15 protein-coding genes and 1 pseudogene are annotated in these 15,798 nt (G+C 61.4%); 10 read left to right on the forward strand and 6 right to left on the reverse strand.

The genetic code is table 11. The features are described 5' to 3' along the window. From AC3WUT_RS03070 to AC3WUT_RS03090, 5 genes and pseudogenes are all read left to right on the forward strand, one after another. Positions 1–191: pseudogene (locus AC3WUT_RS03070) on the forward strand (terminase); the annotation flags it as partial. Beyond that, complete coding sequence (locus AC3WUT_RS03075) at positions 191–1,603, forward strand: phage terminase large subunit family protein (protein WP_492345608.1); 1,413 nt, start codon at positions 191–193, stop codon at positions 1,601–1,603. The pseudogene AC3WUT_RS03070 and the gene AC3WUT_RS03075, both read left to right, overlap by 1 nt. Next, positions 1,596–3,131, forward strand: a complete 1,536-nt coding sequence (locus tag AC3WUT_RS03080; protein ID WP_492345609.1) for a DUF935 domain-containing protein — start codon at positions 1,596–1,598, stop codon at positions 3,129–3,131. The genes AC3WUT_RS03075 and AC3WUT_RS03080 overlap by 8 nt, the downstream gene beginning before the upstream one ends. Beyond that, the gene (locus tag AC3WUT_RS03085; protein ID WP_492345610.1) at positions 3,128–4,450 is read left to right on the forward strand and encodes a phage head morphogenesis protein; all 1,323 of its coding nucleotides are present in this window, start codon (positions 3,128–3,130) and stop codon (positions 4,448–4,450) included. The genes AC3WUT_RS03080 and AC3WUT_RS03085 overlap by 4 nt, the downstream gene beginning before the upstream one ends. Positions 4,451–4,546: 96 nt before the next feature. Further along, positions 4,547–4,996, forward strand: coding sequence for a phage virion morphogenesis protein (locus AC3WUT_RS03090; protein ID WP_492345611.1), 450 nt, complete (start codon positions 4,547–4,549; stop codon positions 4,994–4,996). Positions 4,997–5,168: 172 nt separating this feature from the next. On the opposite strand, the gene AC3WUT_RS03095 is transcribed toward AC3WUT_RS03090, so the two are convergent. Continuing rightward, a complete protein-coding gene (locus AC3WUT_RS03095) occupies positions 5,169–6,773 on the reverse strand; it encodes an AMP-binding protein (protein WP_492345612.1) in 1,605 nt (534 codons plus the stop codon). A gap of 196 nt (positions 6,774–6,969) precedes the next feature. After that, entirely contained in the window at positions 6,970–7,974 is a 1,005-nt protein-coding gene (locus tag AC3WUT_RS03100) for a LysR family transcriptional regulator (protein WP_492345613.1), read from the reverse strand. 337 nt (positions 7,975–8,311) lie between these two features. Here AC3WUT_RS03100 and AC3WUT_RS03105 point away from each other — a divergent pair, with 337 nt between their 5' ends. The 3 genes from AC3WUT_RS03105 to AC3WUT_RS03115 all read left to right on the forward strand — a co-directional run bounded on the left by AC3WUT_RS03105 (position 8,312) and on the right by AC3WUT_RS03115 (position 9,968). Further along, positions 8,312–8,725, forward strand: coding sequence for a hypothetical protein (locus AC3WUT_RS03105; RefSeq protein WP_492345614.1), 414 nt, complete (start codon positions 8,312–8,314; stop codon positions 8,723–8,725). A 2-nt stretch (positions 8,726–8,727) separates the two neighbouring features. After that, positions 8,728–8,988: a hypothetical protein gene (locus AC3WUT_RS03110; protein ID WP_492345615.1), complete on the forward strand. Its 261-nt coding sequence runs from the start codon at positions 8,728–8,730 to the stop codon at positions 8,986–8,988. A 356-nt stretch (positions 8,989–9,344) separates the two neighbouring features. Then, positions 9,345–9,968, forward strand: coding sequence for a tyrosine-type recombinase/integrase (locus tag AC3WUT_RS03115; protein ID WP_492345616.1), 624 nt, complete (start codon positions 9,345–9,347; stop codon positions 9,966–9,968). Between the two features lie 585 nt (positions 9,969–10,553). Here AC3WUT_RS03115 and AC3WUT_RS03120 read toward each other — a convergent pair. From AC3WUT_RS03120 to AC3WUT_RS03130, 3 genes are all read right to left on the reverse strand, one after another. Beyond that, a complete protein-coding gene (locus AC3WUT_RS03120; protein WP_492345617.1) occupies positions 10,554–10,988 on the reverse strand; it encodes a nuclear transport factor 2 family protein in 435 nt (144 codons plus the stop codon). 132 nt (positions 10,989–11,120) lie between these two features. Continuing rightward, positions 11,121–11,639, reverse strand: a complete 519-nt coding sequence (locus tag AC3WUT_RS03125) for an NmrA family NAD(P)-binding protein (protein WP_492345618.1) — start codon at positions 11,637–11,639, stop codon at positions 11,121–11,123. A 16-nt stretch (positions 11,640–11,655) separates the two neighbouring features. Beyond that, positions 11,656–11,970 (reverse strand): NAD-dependent epimerase/dehydratase family protein, encoded by a 315-nt coding sequence (locus AC3WUT_RS03130; protein WP_492345619.1) that lies wholly within the window; start codon positions 11,968–11,970, stop codon positions 11,656–11,658. Positions 11,971–12,071: 101 nt separating this feature from the next. Here AC3WUT_RS03130 and AC3WUT_RS03135 point away from each other — a divergent pair, with 101 nt between their 5' ends. Next, positions 12,072–12,998, forward strand: coding sequence for an AraC family transcriptional regulator (locus AC3WUT_RS03135; protein WP_492345620.1), 927 nt, complete (start codon positions 12,072–12,074; stop codon positions 12,996–12,998). 272 nt (positions 12,999–13,270) lie between these two features. Here AC3WUT_RS03135 and AC3WUT_RS03140 read toward each other — a convergent pair whose 3' ends face one another. Then, entirely contained in the window at positions 13,271–13,729 is a 459-nt protein-coding gene (locus tag AC3WUT_RS03140; protein WP_492345621.1) for a hypothetical protein, read from the reverse strand. Between the two features lie 417 nt (positions 13,730–14,146). On the opposite strand from AC3WUT_RS03140, the gene AC3WUT_RS03145 reads away from it, so the two are divergent. Beyond that, positions 14,147–15,148, forward strand: coding sequence for a phosphotransferase enzyme family protein (locus AC3WUT_RS03145; RefSeq protein WP_492345622.1), 1,002 nt, complete (start codon positions 14,147–14,149; stop codon positions 15,146–15,148). Positions 15,149–15,798 lie beyond the last annotated feature (650 nt).

Consider the following 15,798-nt stretch of genomic DNA (forward strand, 5'->3'; position numbering starts at 1 on the left):
AATCGCTGGTTGGCGGCGCAGCACAAATCTGCCGCTTGAAGACCGGTTATGCACTCCGATTTTCAGGGGCAACCTCAGCTCGCCGCGAGCTGCTCGAAGAGCAGCGGGCCAAGCTGGCCTCGATGCCCAACAAGGGTGGCGTCACGCCTGAAACAAAGGCAGCGATCCGGGAAGCGCTGGGGATCGCGTAATGGCGAAATTCAAAGGCCGTGCCAAGTGCATTCCCAAGGATCGAGAAGCGATCTTTCTGCCGTTCCAGTCCGAGTGGATCAAGGACGACTCACGCATCAAATTGATGGAGAAGTCGCGCCAAATCGGCATCAGCTGGTCGACTGCATACGGGGCTGACGAACGCGCCGCAGCACAAGGGGCGCGCTTTGACGAGTGGGTAAGCAGCCGCGACGACATCCAGGCGCGGTTGTTCATCGAAGACTGCAAGCTCTGGGCGGGCATCATGGGCATGGCCGCAAGGGACCTGGGTGAGGTCGTGCTAGATGCGGAGAAGAGGATAAGTGCCTACGTGCTGCAGTTTGCGAGCGGTCGGCGCATCCACAGCATGTCCAGCAACCCAGACGCGCAGGCCGGCAAGCGGGGCTCGCGCATCTTGGACGAGTTTGCACTGCACGCGGACCAGCGAAAGATGTGGGCCATTGCCTATCCCGGCATCACTTGGGGCGGCAGCATGGAACTGGTGAGCACGCACCGGGGCTCGCATTCGTTCTTCAACGGCCTAGTGCGTGAGGCCCGACATGGTGGCAATCCGAAGCGCATCAGCCTGCACCGGGTGACGCTGCAGGACGCACTGGACCAGGGCTTTCTGTTCAAGCTGCAGCAGGCCCTGCCGGCCGATTCTGAGCAACAGGACATGGACGAGGCGGCCTACTTCGACTTCGTGAAGAACGGTGCTGCCGATGCCGAGTCGTTCGACCAAGAATACCAGTGCATCCCCGCCGACGATGATGCCAAGTTCCTGGAATACGGACTCATCACTGCCTGTGAGTACCCCGGCGGGGAGTCTTGGCAGCACACCCTGCAGGGCCCGTTCCAAGGTCGCCTGTTCGCCGGGATCGACATTGGCCGCAAGAAGGATTTGACCGTGCTATGGGTAGTCGAACAGCTGGGCGACGTGCTCTACACGCGCCACGTTGAAACGCTGGAGAAGATGCGAAAAAGCGATCAGGAAAAGATCCTGTGGCCGTGGATCGAGATCTGCGACAGAACCTGCATTGATGGTACGGGCCTGGGCATCGGCTGGGTCGATGACGCGCAGGACAAGTTCGGTGAGCAGCGCGTCGAAGGCGTGACGTTTACGGCCCAGGTCAAAGAAGCTATGGCCTATGCCATCAAAGGGGATATGGAAGACCGCAAGGTTCGAATCCCCGAGGACCCAAAGATCCGGTCCGACTTTCGCAAGCTGCAAAAGACGACAACCAGCGCCGGAAACATCCGCTTCGTGGCGGAGCGTGATACCGACGGCCACGCCGATCGGTTTTGGGCGCTTGCGCTCGCCCGACAGGCGGCGTCTGACCCTGCAGCTCCTATCGAATTCATGAGCGGCGGCCCGAGAGAGAGCCAGTCGCTGGGAGATTTCATCCATGGCTAAATCGCCGAGCCCGAGCAAGGGTCAACGCCCGACGGACGCTGTTCAGCCCGAGCTGAACACCGAGTTTGCAAACCGACTGCGCGACCCCTTCGAGGTCGCCTATATGGGTGTGCTGCGCACCAATGATCCACTGCTGCTGGAGCGTGGCCATGGCGGCGTTGAGCTCTACCGGGATCTGCGCCGCGACGGCAAGGTCTATGGTGGCCTGCAGAAACGCCAGCTCTCGCTGATTGGAAAGCCGTGGCAAGTCGAGCCGCAGCAGAAGAATAACGCCAAGGCCGCAGCCGACGCGCTCGTTGTGACCGAGATCCTGAAGGGATTCGCATTCGATCGCCTGTGCAGCGAGCTTCTGGAGGCGCTGCTGGCCGGCCACGCGATCGCCGAGATCGTCTGGACGATCCGCGAAGGCCGGGTGGTGCCAGCACGGGTGCCCAAGCGCGCTCAGCGGCGCTTCGTGTTCGTGCAGGACGACGAGAACAGTGCTCCACGCCTGCAGATGCTGGTCCGGGAGAACATGCTGACCGGCATTCCGGTACCGGAGCGCAAGTTCATCGTGCACAGAGTGAACCCCGAGGATGACAACCCCTACGGCACCGGCCTCGGTCTGCAGCTTTGGTGGCCGACCTTCTTCAAGCGCAAGGGCATCGTCGCATGGAACAAGCTGTGTGACCGGTTTGGCTCACCGACGCCCCACGGCAAGTACCCGCGCAACGCGAGCCCGAAGGAAAAGGCCACGCTGGTGGACGCGCTACGGGCTATGAACAGCGATGGCTACCTCGCCACGCCGGAAGGCATGCAGATCGATCTGCTGGAGAGCAAGCTCACAGGCAATGTCACCACCCAGCAGCAACTGTGTCAGTACATGGACGACTGGATCGCCGAGGTGCTGACCGGCCAGGAGCCGGCGCGCTCGGGGGGGGGAGCGCTCGCCGCGGCGAGCAAAGAGCGGCAGGACGTGCGCCAGGATCTGACCCAGGCCGACAGCGATCTGCTCTCCGAAACGCTCAGCGAAACGCTGATAGCCTGGATCTGCGAGTTCAACGGCCTAGAGCCCTGCATGGTGTACCGCCAGATCAAGCAGGAAGAGGACACGAAGGCCCAGGCTGAAACCGACAAGACGGTCGCCGAGATGGGCTTCGAGCTCGATGAAGCAACCGTTCGAGCCAAGTATGGCGAAGGCTGGCGGCGCAGCACTACACCAGCCACTTCGCCCGCGCCTGGTGCCACTGGCGGGCCGGTGGGCTTTGCTGAGCCGGTTGCGCGACCCTACCGCGACGAGATCGACAACTTGGTCGACGAGGCCCTGGCTGAATGGGAGCCCCTCATGTCGCCGATGGTCGAGCCCCTGCAGGCGTTGCTGACGCGAGCCGCCGCAGATGGCCTGACGGCGGAACAGTTGCTCGACCGTCTGCCCGCCGCCCTGGCCCGAATGGACGCTACAGCGCTGGAAGCCGGCCTGAGCAAGACCGCATTCGCAGCCCGGGCCGGTGGGGCCCTCGGACTGAATGTCGACGGGGCAAATCAATGACGCCAGCCCAGGAGTTTGCGCATCTGCAGCGGCTGCAGCCAGCGGACGCGATCGCGTTCCTGGCACGCAGAGCCGGCACGGCGCAGACCTACGGCTGGGCGGACATGTGGCAGGACGAGCACACACGGCAATTCACCGTGAGCCGCCTGGCTAGCGCCGACTTGCTGGAAACCCTGCGCAGCGCGATCGTGAAAAGCGTGGAGGGTGATCTCAGCCGCCGCGATTTCATGCGCGACGCGCGCGCTGCGCTCGCTCAGGCGGGCTGGTGGGGCGAGAAGGAGGTGACCGAACCGGCCACTGGCGAGATTCTCAAAACTCGCTTCGACCCAGCTCGCCTGAAACTGATTTTCGACACGAACACCCGGCAGGCCTATGCGGCCGGCCAATGGGAGCGCGTGCAGCGCAGCAAGGCCACGCATCCCTATCTGCGCTACATCACCAAGGGCGACGACCGCGTGCGACCTGCGCATGCCGCATGGAACAACGTGACGTTGCCGGTTGAAGACGCGTTTTGGGTGACCCACTACCCACCGAACGGATGGCGCTGTCGTTGCAGGGTCGTTGCTGTCAGCCAGCGGGAGTACGACGCAGGTTCGACCCCCACCGGCGTGGCAATGGACAAGGTTGCGCCAGATGTCGTGTGGCGGCAATGGCAAAACCAGCGCTCTGGCGTGATCGAGACTGTGCCCACAGGGGTTGATCCTGGGTTTGGATTCAATCCAGGCTTGGCGCGCTCGCGGGAACAGCAGGCTGTGGTGCGCGACAAGCTGCTCGCGATCGATGCGCGCACCGGGGCCGAGTTGTGGGCCGCATTGCCTGACTCGCTCAAAGTCGAGCAGCAGCGGGAGTGGCAAAGTCAACTCCAACGCCTCGCGGACATGCGCCAGGCCAGCAATAACGCACTGTTGGTCCACGTCGTGAGCGCCGAAGTGCAAGACGCGTTGCAGAAGCACGGAATTTACCTGGACAGCGCTGCGGTTCTCATGCGTGATTCGGAGCTGCAGCATGCGATGCGAGATACGAAAACAGCGCGTGGTGCTGCTGTTTCCGACTCCACCTGGGCTCAGCTGCCTGAGCTGCTGGATTCTGCTGCAGCATGGCTGGACTCGGCCAACACGGCACTGGTCTACTCGGTCGAGCAAGGCAACGGCCAGGTCGCAAAGATCGTGGTGCGGATGAACTACGGCCAGAAGGCCCGCTTCGACCGGGAGCGGGTCCGGGTCACAGCCAATTTCATACAGACGGGGGGGATGGTGAGCGCCAGCAACATGAGCGAGGGCACTCAGTACGTGCCGCTGAACGCGAAAGCGAAGGGCTGAGCGGCGCCGGACTCGAACCGGATAATAGGTGCCCTACGGCCTCTAACCGTTCCCATTGGAAACTACCGCTCAGCCATCCGAATTCTAGGGGGCATCTTGATCACTGTCGACATCAGCAACAGCGCCGTCACAGACGTGCTGACCCGGCTGAGCCAACATCTGGCCGATTTGAGCCCCGCGATGGCCGCGATTGGGCAGGAAATGGAAAGCCGCGTAAGCGGCCGGTTCGAAACTCAGACCGATCCGAATGGAATGGCCTGGGCGCCGTGGGCAGCGTCAACCGTCGCGACATATCCGGCCAATGGCAACCGGAGAATCCTGGATCGATACGGCGACATGCTGCACAGCCTCAACCATCAGGCGAACCAGACAAGCGTTAGGATCGGCTTTGGGCAAGACTACGCCACCTACCATGAGTGGGGCACCAAGCACATGCCGCGCCGCGGCCTGTTGATGGCTGATCCTGATGCCGGCGAACTGGGGCGAGGGGATGAGCAGGCGGTGCTGGACGTGTTGAGCGACTATCTCGACCAGGTCACCCGGTAGCGCGGCCAAAAAATCAGGGGAAAAGCGGCCGACCCCACTTGAGTTCGCCATTTTCCTCACAGGAAAGAAATTTTCCGGCGGCCCGACCCACTTCTACCCTGATGAACCCGTTTCTTCCCATTTATCTCGCCGCCCATTCTTTCTTTATCTCACTCCCACTCACGTGTCGGTTTCAGTTCACCATCCGGGCGCGGCCTTCCCAGTAGGGGGCCTGCACGGCACGGCGCATCACCTTGCCGTTGGGGTTCTTGGGCAGGCCGGCCACGAACTCGATGCGCCGTGGCCGCTTGAAGCCGCCCAGGTGCTGGGCGCAGAAGGCGTCGATGGCGGCGCCCAGCTCGGCGCCCGCGTCGCGGCCCGGCTTCAGCACCACATGGGCGGCCACCGCCTCGCCCCATTTGTCGTCCGGCACGGCAAACACGCAGGCATCGGCGATCGCATCGTGCTGGTACAGCACCGCCTCCACCTCGGAGGGGTACACATTGAAGCCGCCGCTGATGACCATGTCTTTCTTGCGGTCGACGATGTAGACATAGCCCTCTTCATCCATGCGGGCCAGATCGCCGGTGTGGTAGGCGCCGTCTTTGAGCACCTCGGCCGTCAGCTCGGGGGCGCGCCAGTAGCCGGCAAACACATCGTCGCCCCGCACCACGATCTCGCCGATCTCGCCCACGGCCAGGGGCTGGCCGTCGTCGCCCACGATCTGCACATCGCATTCCAGAAAAGGCCGCCCGCAAGAGGCCAGGCGATCAGGCCGGGCCGCACGTGCGAACAGGTGGTCTTCGACCGACAGCCCGCACACGCCCGAGGTGGTCTCGCCCGCGCCATAGCCCTGCTGCAGCACGGGCCCGAACACATCCATGGCCTTGAGGATGCGCGCCGGCGCCATGGGCGCGGCCCCATAGCCCAGGCGCAGCAGATCGGGCAGGGGGCGGTAGCGCCCCTCCAGCTCGGCCAGCAGCATGTTGATCATGGTGGGCACCATGAAGGTGTGTGTCACCCGGTCGGCCCGCATGTCGGCCAGAAAGCGCGCCGGCTCGAAGCCATTGAACAAGCGGATCGTCACGCCCTGGCACAGCGCCGGCACGATCTGCATGCCCGAGGCATGGGTGATCGGCCCCACCAGGCCCAGGATGTGCCCGGGCTGCTGGCCATCCGAGCGGGTCAGGAACTTGCGCAACTGGGCCAGCCGGTTGCCAAAGGTCTGCATGGCTGCCTTCAGCACGCCCGACGAGCCCGAGGTGTAGTGCAGCACCGCCACCTCGTCGGCCTGCACGGCCACCGGGGTGAATTGGTCGCTGGCACGGGCCAGCAGGGCCTCGTAGCCCGTGCTCACAGGCCCGTCGACCAGCAGCACGATGGGCGTCGCGCCCCCGGGCAGGGCCTGCAGCAGGTGCGGCTCGATGGCCTGGGCCCGCTCGGCGGTGGTGATGATCAGGCTGGCCTCGGCATTGGCCGCCACGGCACCCACCTCGGTCGGTGACAGGCGCGCATTGAAGGGCGCCTTGACCAGCCCGGCCTTGTAGCAGGCGATCTCGATCTCGACGATCTCGACACAGTTGGGCAGGTAGATGCCCACCCGGTCGCCGCGCTGCAGGCCCAGGCCCAGCAGCGCATTGGCCAGCCGGTTGGAGCGGTGCTCCAGCTCGGCATAGCTCACGCTGCGGCTGGGGGTTTTGACGGCGGTGCGTTGCGCATGGGCGCGGGCGCTGCGCGCCACCAGCGCGCCCACATTGAGAACCTGGCGCCCGGCCAGGGGGGGATGGCTTGTTGTCATGCGGTCTCCTGAAAATCCGCCCTGCGCTGCAAGGGGTGCAGGCCGGGGGTGCGGGTGCACTGTTCCAGAAGACCGGGGTATCAGGGAAATACCGATTGCTGATGGGGTGCCATCAAAATGTTTGATGGCCTGCGCCGAGGCCGGTGTAATGAGGGCGTGTGGGCGTGTGGGCGTGTGGGCGTGTGGGCCTGGGGGCTCAGGTCGGCAAGCGGGCCTCCCAGCGCCCTTCGTCCACCAGTTGTTGCACCAGTTGCAGCAGCGCGGCCATCACCACCTGCATCACCGCGTTGGGCTCGCGCTCGGCGCTGCAGGCCAGGCTGTAGTGGCGCAGCAGATCGGGCCCCGTCACCCTGGCCACTCGCCAGTCTGCGCTGGCCGCACTGCCAGCCGGCGCCTCGCCCAGTGCGCAGGCCGGCGTGAAGGTAAAGCCCGCGCCGCTGGCATACAGCGATCGGATCACGCGGGCCGAATCGTGCTCGTGCACGATGTTCAGGGCCACCCCGCGCGCCGCTGCCGCCTCTTCTACCCGCTGGCGGATCGAGTAGCGCCGCGACTGCAGCACCAGGGGCTGGGCCGCCGCATCGGCAAAGTCGATCTCGGGCCGGGGGTGGCCCGGGCCGCCAGGCGCCGACGCACCGTTCTCGGCCACGGCAGGTGCGCGCAACAAGGGCAACACCCGCCCCTCGGGGTCGTGCCCGCAAAAGTACATCGCCTCGGTCGCCAGGGGCTGGCAATGCAGGCCATCCACCTGCGGCGCGTCCACCAGAATGCCGATGTCGGCCCGGCGATCCAGCATGGCTTTCTTCACCATCAGGCTCAGGTCATCGAGCACAAACACCCGGATGCGCGGGTGCGAGGCCTTCAGCCGGGCCAGCAGTGGCCCCATCAGCAGCGACGACAGCAAAAACGGCACCGCCATCGTCACCGAGCCCTCGGGCTCTTGCGGCATCCGCTGGATGCGCTCACGCATCGCCGCCGCATCACTCAACAGCCGCCGCGCATCCTCATACAGCTGCAAGCCCGCCGGCGTGGGCGTGACCCCCACGTGCGAGCGCTCAAACAAGGCCGCCCCCAGCTCGGCCTCCAGCTTCTTGATCTGCGCCGTGAGTGCCGGCTGGGCGATGTAGAGCGACCCCGCGGCCCGCGACAGGCTGCCGGCTTCGAGCACGGTGATGAAGTAGCGGAGGGCGCGAAGGTCCATGGGGTGGATGAGGGCTCGGGACAGGTCAGGTGGGGGGAGTTTGCATCAAGTAGGGTGGTGGGGTGTTGAAGGGGCAGCCGCAGTGGCGCCAGCGCCTTGGGCTTTCAATCGGCCACCCTTGGCAGGCCCGGTCCATCGCCGTGCCATCGGCATCTGCCACCGGCGCTCGTTCAGTTAAAGTCTGCACCCGCTGGGCGGTTTTTGCCCGCGCGCTCAACCCGTACTGCCTGGGGCACCCGGCTCCCGGTTGAGGTCTTTTGAAAACAAAATCTGCTGTCTGCGATGTGCCGGCTGATGCGGTCACGCCAGCTGCAGCGCTCGGAGCTAAAAGAAAAACATGCTGTTAACCGATATAGCCGTCGAGCACACCTGGATGTCCAAAAAGGATGGCGTTCGTCAGACCTTCTTGCTGCATCCGTTCACCGATACCCAGCGCGATTCACTCGGAAAATTCGAACTCGTTCGCGACGTCAGTCAACCAGGGCGTAAAGACGTGAAACGCTCCACCTACGTGTCGTTTCAACAATTGGCAGAGTTGTATGCGAAAGGCGTGCTCGAAGAATTCGGGTTTTCCGTTCGCATGTGTCCGCGTCAAGGGACGTACCCAGGCAAGCTTCCGGCCAAAAAGATACTGCCCACCCACATCAAGCCAGCCTCTTCGTTCGACCTGGCGGTTCAAAAGGTGGATATTTCCAAAGAAGCCACGCGCGAATTGAGAACCGCCTTGCTTCGCGCCAACGTCAAAATTTAAGCATGACGACGTCGACTGATAAGGGAGTTGCTGTGAATCCATCCGATGCCCACGCTGAGCTCATCGCCACGTTCAAGCGGGCCGAGGCGGATGCCGCTCACAAGTTCGGGTTGATCCAGGCGGCTGCCCACAAAGGGCCCAAGGCCATACAAACCGCCACCGAGACCGCGATAAAGGCCGCCAAACGCAGGGACTCGTATGCCAAAAAGCTGGAAGTTCTGGGCGTGAACCTCAAGGATTTCGCCACCCAGCCTGCGGCGTAACCCCCGCGCTTGGTGGCAGCGCACAACGAAGACTGATCGCCCAAATGATTCCATCACCTGACAACAAAATCGGTTGTGGGATTTGTATTGATGGGCATGTGTTTGAAGTGCAATCGTTAAAGCGTCGTTGTTTTGCGGGCGCGAATGTGTAGGGGGGATGAATTGCCGTTTTAGGCTGGTTGCTGTCGGTCGAATTGCACGCCTCGAGTGCCTGCGGCGATCACAAGCGGACGATGACAAACATCGCCGCAAGCCCCTCCCTGGTGGCTAATCTGACACGGCCAGTGTGGGTGAGAGTGGACAACTGAATCTAGAAGGTGCACGTTGGGTGTACCTCAGCTCAATGGGAGATCGTCATGGAATCTCTTCCAAGCGTTGTTCATCGTGAGCCATGGAACAAGGGCAAGATCGTTGGGCAGAAAGCGCCATTCAAGCCCAGAGACATCTGGGCACTGCGTGTGCGTCTTCAGATGGAAAACCGGGTGCGCGAGCTCGCGCTATTTAACCTGGGAATTGACAGCAAGCTGCGTGGATGTGACCTGGTAGCTCTCAAGGTTCGAGATGTCTACCATGGTGATCAAGTCGCTTCACGAGCCCTCGTCATGCAACAAAAAACCCAGCGTCCCGTCCAATTCGAAATCACGGCAACCACACGGGAAGCGCTCCAAAAGTGGATCAAAGTCGCGGGTCTGAAGTCAGAGGACTTTTTGTTTCCCAGCCGACTTCACAATTCACCGCATCTCGGGACACGGCAGTACGCGCGTATTCTCGTGAGTTGGGTAAAGCAACTCGGCTTGGACCCAACAGAATGCGGCACACACTCGATGCGGCGCACCAAAGCCACCCTCATCTACCGCAGAACCAAGAATCTACGGGCGGTTCAGCTATTGCTTGGACATTCGAAGCTTGAGTCGACAGTCCGATACCTCGGAATCGAAGTTGATGATGCGCTTGAGCTTGCCGAACAGACCGAGATCTGAAAAGGCGGTAAAAGGCTGGCCTACCAACTTGAGGGAGTGCCGTGATCTTGCTCTCAATAGGACCCGATCCCAACCTGCCCTCCGTACCTGTTCTAACCAAGCCACAGTTTTGGACTCAAGCAGAAGCCTCCAACTGGTAGGTGCCTGATACGATGTTGAGAACGGCCAAGGGGGGCTACGGGAGCGGCTGCAAAATGAAAACTGGGATGCATATCGGTTTTTCCGTGGCATCGGGCTTGCCGGTGCTTTGCGCAGTCTTAACTGGGTTGTTCTACTACCTTTTCTTCTTCACAGATTGGGGCAACTTCTCCCATGGCGGCGGCCCAGTCGACCATGCGGTCCCGAGTGCCGTCACTGTTGTTGCTGCGTACCTGTGTCTCAAAGTTGCCCGGTCACGTCAGGCCATGTGGGAACGAGTGGTTGCAGTGGTCTTCGGAATTCCCCCTGCTTTAGCGACGATTACGCTTCTGTTTAGTGCCTGTCGAACAATCTTTGGGCGATGAACTACGGGGCTTCATTCGGCCAAGAGCGGTCTGTCGCGACGGGCACCTCACCTGCAGCTCATCCAAGGCATCGCACCTGCAGTTACAAGCCATGGACGGTCAGTGCATTCCAGGCTGCGAGGGAGTCCATGTAGTCCCGCCAGTGCACCATTCGACGGTTTGTCACGGTGATGATCGAGCAAAACCGGTTGTTGTAGCCTTTGTTGGTTGACAAAATTGTCCCGTGCACCTCGTACTCCAGCACCACGACCTTGCCGTCATCGGCAGCGTGCAGCTTCAGGTGATCGGCCGCATGAATAACGATGTGCTGACCGTATCCCCGGAAACCTTCCATGAGTTCATGTTTGCCACGAATGACACGTGGCCAACCGGGGAACTCGTAGAGCACTTCGTACGTCATGTCGTCAGACGCACAGTCGAAGAAGTGTTCGCCGTCGACGCGCTCGCCCAAGGCTGTGCGCACCAGATCGAAATAGGGTTTGACCGGCTTGAAAGCCGAGTAGAGTGAACCTGTCATAGGGGCTCTCCTTGATGGGAATCGTGAGTCTGCGCTGGTCTCTGCATTGACCATGGTCGGTGGGTTGTGCCCTTCACAATGGCGACAGCTCGTTCAAAGCTCACTTGTCAGCCTGGTGCAGGGCCGCGCGGGTTAGCGCCATGCGGCGGTGGTCGCTGCGGCGAACACAGTGAACGGCGATGCTGCCTTGCCCGTGACAGCCATCACGTCGCCATTGGGTTGCGAGCCGTGACCGCTGGCAATCGTCTCCGTCAACATGCGCAGCACGTCACCGTATTCTGCGGGCACCCCCGCCTGCGTCATCGCACGGATCCAGGCCTCGCGCTCAATGTCACGGTAGGTGATCCTGCGTCCAACCACCCTCGAAATGAGCGGTGCCGCCTGCTCGAATGTCAATGCCTCGGGGCCCGTGGGGGCGTAGGCGCGGCCCGCATGACACACAGGGTCAGTCAGCGTGACGGCCGCGACTTCGGCGATGTCCTCGGCACTCACAAAGGCCTCAGCCCCCATCCCGCAGGGCACGACGATCTCATCGTTCACCGGTTTCAGGAATGTCTCGCTGAAGTTCTGCATGAACCAGGCGGGCCTGAGGATCGAGTGCGTGAAGGATGGGCGCGAAGCCAGGTCAAGCTCGACTGCGCGCAGCGCCACTTGTGGCGGGGCCAGTTCAATGCCATGGGCACTGAGACAAGTGATGTGGCCTACACCCAGCGAGCTGCGCCTCGTCCAAAAACCGGCTAACAACCGGTGCGAAGTCGACCCGCAGGACGGGTGACACCAGGTAGATGGCCTGGACGCCTTGGACAGCGCGGGCGAAGCTGGACGGATCGTCCCAGTCGAAGCGAACGTCTGCACCTCGCCGGGCCGCCGTGCGGACGGTGGTGCCACGCTCGCGCAGCTTTTGTGCAACGCGCGCGCCGGTCTTGCCGGTGGCGCCGAGAACCAGGGTCGGTCTAGGGGTGCTGGGGGTGCAGGGGGTCATGGTGATCTCCGGGATGTAGGTCGGTGATGCAGACTTTAGGGGTGACCATTGAATGCATCAATAATCAAATAGCTCGTAAATTTGTGTGATACGCTCATTTCGTGGACATACTTCAAGAGCATCTGACACGCGCCCGAGCCTCCGGTGGAGTGTTCGCGCGGTCGATCGCTATCGCCCCCTGGGGGTTGCGTCTGCCTGGCACGATCCAACTCGCGGTGCACGCTGTACTTCAAGGGCAGGCATGGCTTTGGGTCGAGGGCCATGAGCAAGAGGCGCTTGAACTGCGGCAGGGCGACCTGGCCCTTGTACGGGGAGGCCCGGACCACTTCATTGCCCACGAGCCCGGCGCGGTCTGCGTCTTGCCAGAAGACTTTCGGGCTCAGCAACCCGTCAATGAGGCAGAGCGCGATCCGCGTGCGGCTGTTTTCCTCTGCGGTGCCTACCGCTTCTCCGGCGACATCGGAGCGGGACTGGTCAATTCATTGCCATCGATGTTGGCGATTCCCGCACGCATTGACGATCCAATTCACGGCGTCGTGGCGCTGTTATCGCGCGAGCTTTCTCATCTAGAGCCGGGTCGGCAGACGGTTCTGGATCGATTGCTGGACGTCCTGGTGGTGCTGGGCATTCGCACTGGGCTAGCGTCCAGCGCAACAGCGCCGGCCTGGTTTCGCGGCGCTTCGGACCCGCGCCTGTCCAAAGCCTTGCAGGCCATGCATGGCGACACCAGCAAGGCTTGGACCGTGGACGAGTTGGCTGGCTTGAGCAATATGTCGCGGGCAACATTTGCTCGCGTCTTTCAAGACGTGTTGGGCGATGCGCCCATGCGCTACCTCACGGCTTGGCGGATGGCCATCGCGCGTGATCTCCTGCGAACTCCGGACATGGCCCTTAGCGATATCGCAGAACGGGTTGGGTATACATCGATGTACGCGTTTTCGGCCGCCTTCCGCAGGCATAACGGTTTGCCGCCTGGACAGTGGCGACAAGGCAGTGCTGCGTCTGCGCAAGAAACGGTGGCTCACTGATGTCATTTGCAGCAGGCTTCGTGCGAAGTGCACAGTGGGTCGAATCCGGAGGGGCTGGTATCAACCACGCAAAATTTCAACTGGCGACAGGCTGCAACGGGCCCGCCAGCACCCTCCGATGTAGGGCAGAATCCGGCCAGGAGCTGCCTGAGGCAGCGAGAAGAGCAGACGCTCAATGGAAACCAGCGTTCCGAATCACGAGGCCAAGATCTTCGACGATTGACTGCATTGAATCGATGGCTCGGCGCATAGGTGTCAGTACATGAAAAGAGCTAGCCATCGATGCTCAGTTCCTTTAGTTGGCCGTTCTCAAACGTGCATGTGAAGAGGTGGCCGTCGCGATCCATTAAGCACTCGAATGACAAGTCCCAGGGGTTCCTTTCGTCGGCGGCAAGAGGTACAGACATGCCAGCGAATAGGAAGGCATCCATCCAATTGTTCGGGAATGGCGCTCTTGTCCACTTCAGGTACGCAGGAATAAGCAGCGAGAAGGCCCGTTTGAAGGCTAGGCCTGGATCGTTCGCAAAGCTTTGGAAGAACTCAACCTGATTTTGAGTCGGCTTCTGGTCTCCAACTGTCTCAATCAATACGGTAAAGGGCTTGCCTGCTACTTCAGTCTCAATCTCCCAATAGGAGCCATTCTTGGTAGACATCAGCAATGCGTCGCCCAAGACCGGATGTTCTATCCGAGGCGGTGACTTTCCAAACAGAAACCGAGTTAGCAGGCTCATGTGGTCTGACGCCTAACGTAATGTGGACCGTACCAAGCCGAGGGCTATGTCTGAAGCTTGCGGTCTATATTGATGCGAAGAAAACGCGGCGCGAGGCATGTAGCCGAAGTTTTTGGCATGGCGATCACATGAAGAAGTAGTACTAAATTCAATCATAAAAGCTGCCACACTCCTTTGCCGCGCACCTCGCTAGTCCTGAAACAAACGCGCAAGCGCATTCGTTTCAAACACTATAGCTTGCATACGGAGTGGGCCTAGTTCGTACGGCTTCAGTTGACGGGTTTGTGGGTCTTATGTTTAAGACAGCAATGGGCCCACCTGCGCCCGCCGATGTAGGGCAGAATCCGGCCAGATGCGGCCGTTCGAGTCTGCGCGCCGCCGCGCCATAATCGCGTCCTTTTTTCTTGCGGAACAGGAATGCAACTGGAAATCACGCAATCGACGCCAACGGCAAGCAGCATCGCCGCCCTTGTGCAGGCCCGCTACGGACTCGGCGATGTCGTCGAGAGTGAGTTCCTGCGGCGAAGTTTCAATCAGGTCTATCGACTGGGCTTTGCCGGCGGGAGGCGCGTTGTGGCGCGACTCAGTGCTGAGCGACCGCGAGGTGGTCCCAATGCGTCGTTTGAAGCTGCAGCACTGGAGCACTGGGCCCACGTCGGTTGCCAAGTCTCTCGCTGTGTGAAAACGGCGACCGGCGAGATTGCCATACAGGTGCCGCTGCCGGAAGGCGCCCGCGTGTTGATGCTCTTCGAATATCTGGACGGGGAGTTTACTAGTGAAGCAGCCACTGACATCCAGGCCTTTGCGCACGGATTGGCCGCCTTGCATCAAGGGGGCGAAAGCTACCGCGGGCCGGCGAGCGCCTATGTGCTTGACCTGGACTATCTCCTGCTGAGGCCGCTGGAGGGCCTACTTCGCGCGCCCACCATGACTGGCGAGTTGCGGGCGCAATTCGAGATGCTGGGCCTGCGGCTACACGACGAAATCTTGGCCTTAGGCGAACTAAGCCGCGTGCTATGCCACGGCGACGCACACGGTCAGAACAACTTCGTCGTGACCGACGCCGAAGGGCAACGCCGAGCAATATTCTTCGATTTCGACGAGGCGGGTCCAGGTTACCTGGCGTATGAGCTCGCGGTCTACCCATGGAGCCTATATCCGCGCGTGCCGGACGGTAAGGCGACAGATACGGTGGAAATGCAATGGAAAAATTACATCTCCGCCTACCGAGATAGACGCCCGGTCACAGATGCCGACCTTGCCGCCATCGCTCGGTTCATGGCAGTGCGGCAATTCTGGTTGCTGGGAGAGTATGCCGGTCGAGTTCCGGTTTGGGGTTCCCAAACAATGCCGACTGACCAACTCCGCCGCCAAGTCGAATTGCTACGCCAATGGGAGACGTTGCAATTGCCAACTTAACGGTACATCCCAACAGCCACTATGGACCCAGTACAGCAGCAGTTACCATGACGCACATCGGCCAGGAGCCGACATTGGGGACTGACCGCTCCCAAACGGTGTACTTAGCCTGAGATGCGCCGAGCTAGCTGATTCAATTAGATGCGAGCGTCAGGAGCAAAATCAATCTGTTTGGCTATCTTACGGGGAGCCCACGATTCCGTGATCACCCCTGAATTACACGGCCTTTAACTCGCTAGGAGGATTCGTGAAACGGTTGATCACCCCATTGATCCCGCTAGAACCGCAGTAGCGTGTGTGATGGGCGACTGCGCGGATAAGTTGCTTGTGCACAGAAACTTCACAGGCTTTCAACCGCCATATTCAATGATTGCATAGGTTACTGCGCTTACGATCAGCACTGTCACACAAATGGGGAAGCACAGAAATGGCAAGATGCACAGCACCAGTACGCGGACACAACTCTTCGGCCGCGGCGGCGGCCTGCCCTGCATGCAGTTCACGCTATGGCGGTTACCGCAGCAGCTACGGCAGCGGGTACAGCTCTTCTTACTCATCGGGCGGCGGGAACGGCTACAGCGGCGGTGGTAGGTCCAGCGGAGGCGCCAGTTCAAGACCGCACTGGTCGCGTGCCGGCTCGTCCGTTTCGT

It is taken from the genome of Curvibacter sp. EU05-FHT14A10, from assembly GCF_058791075.1.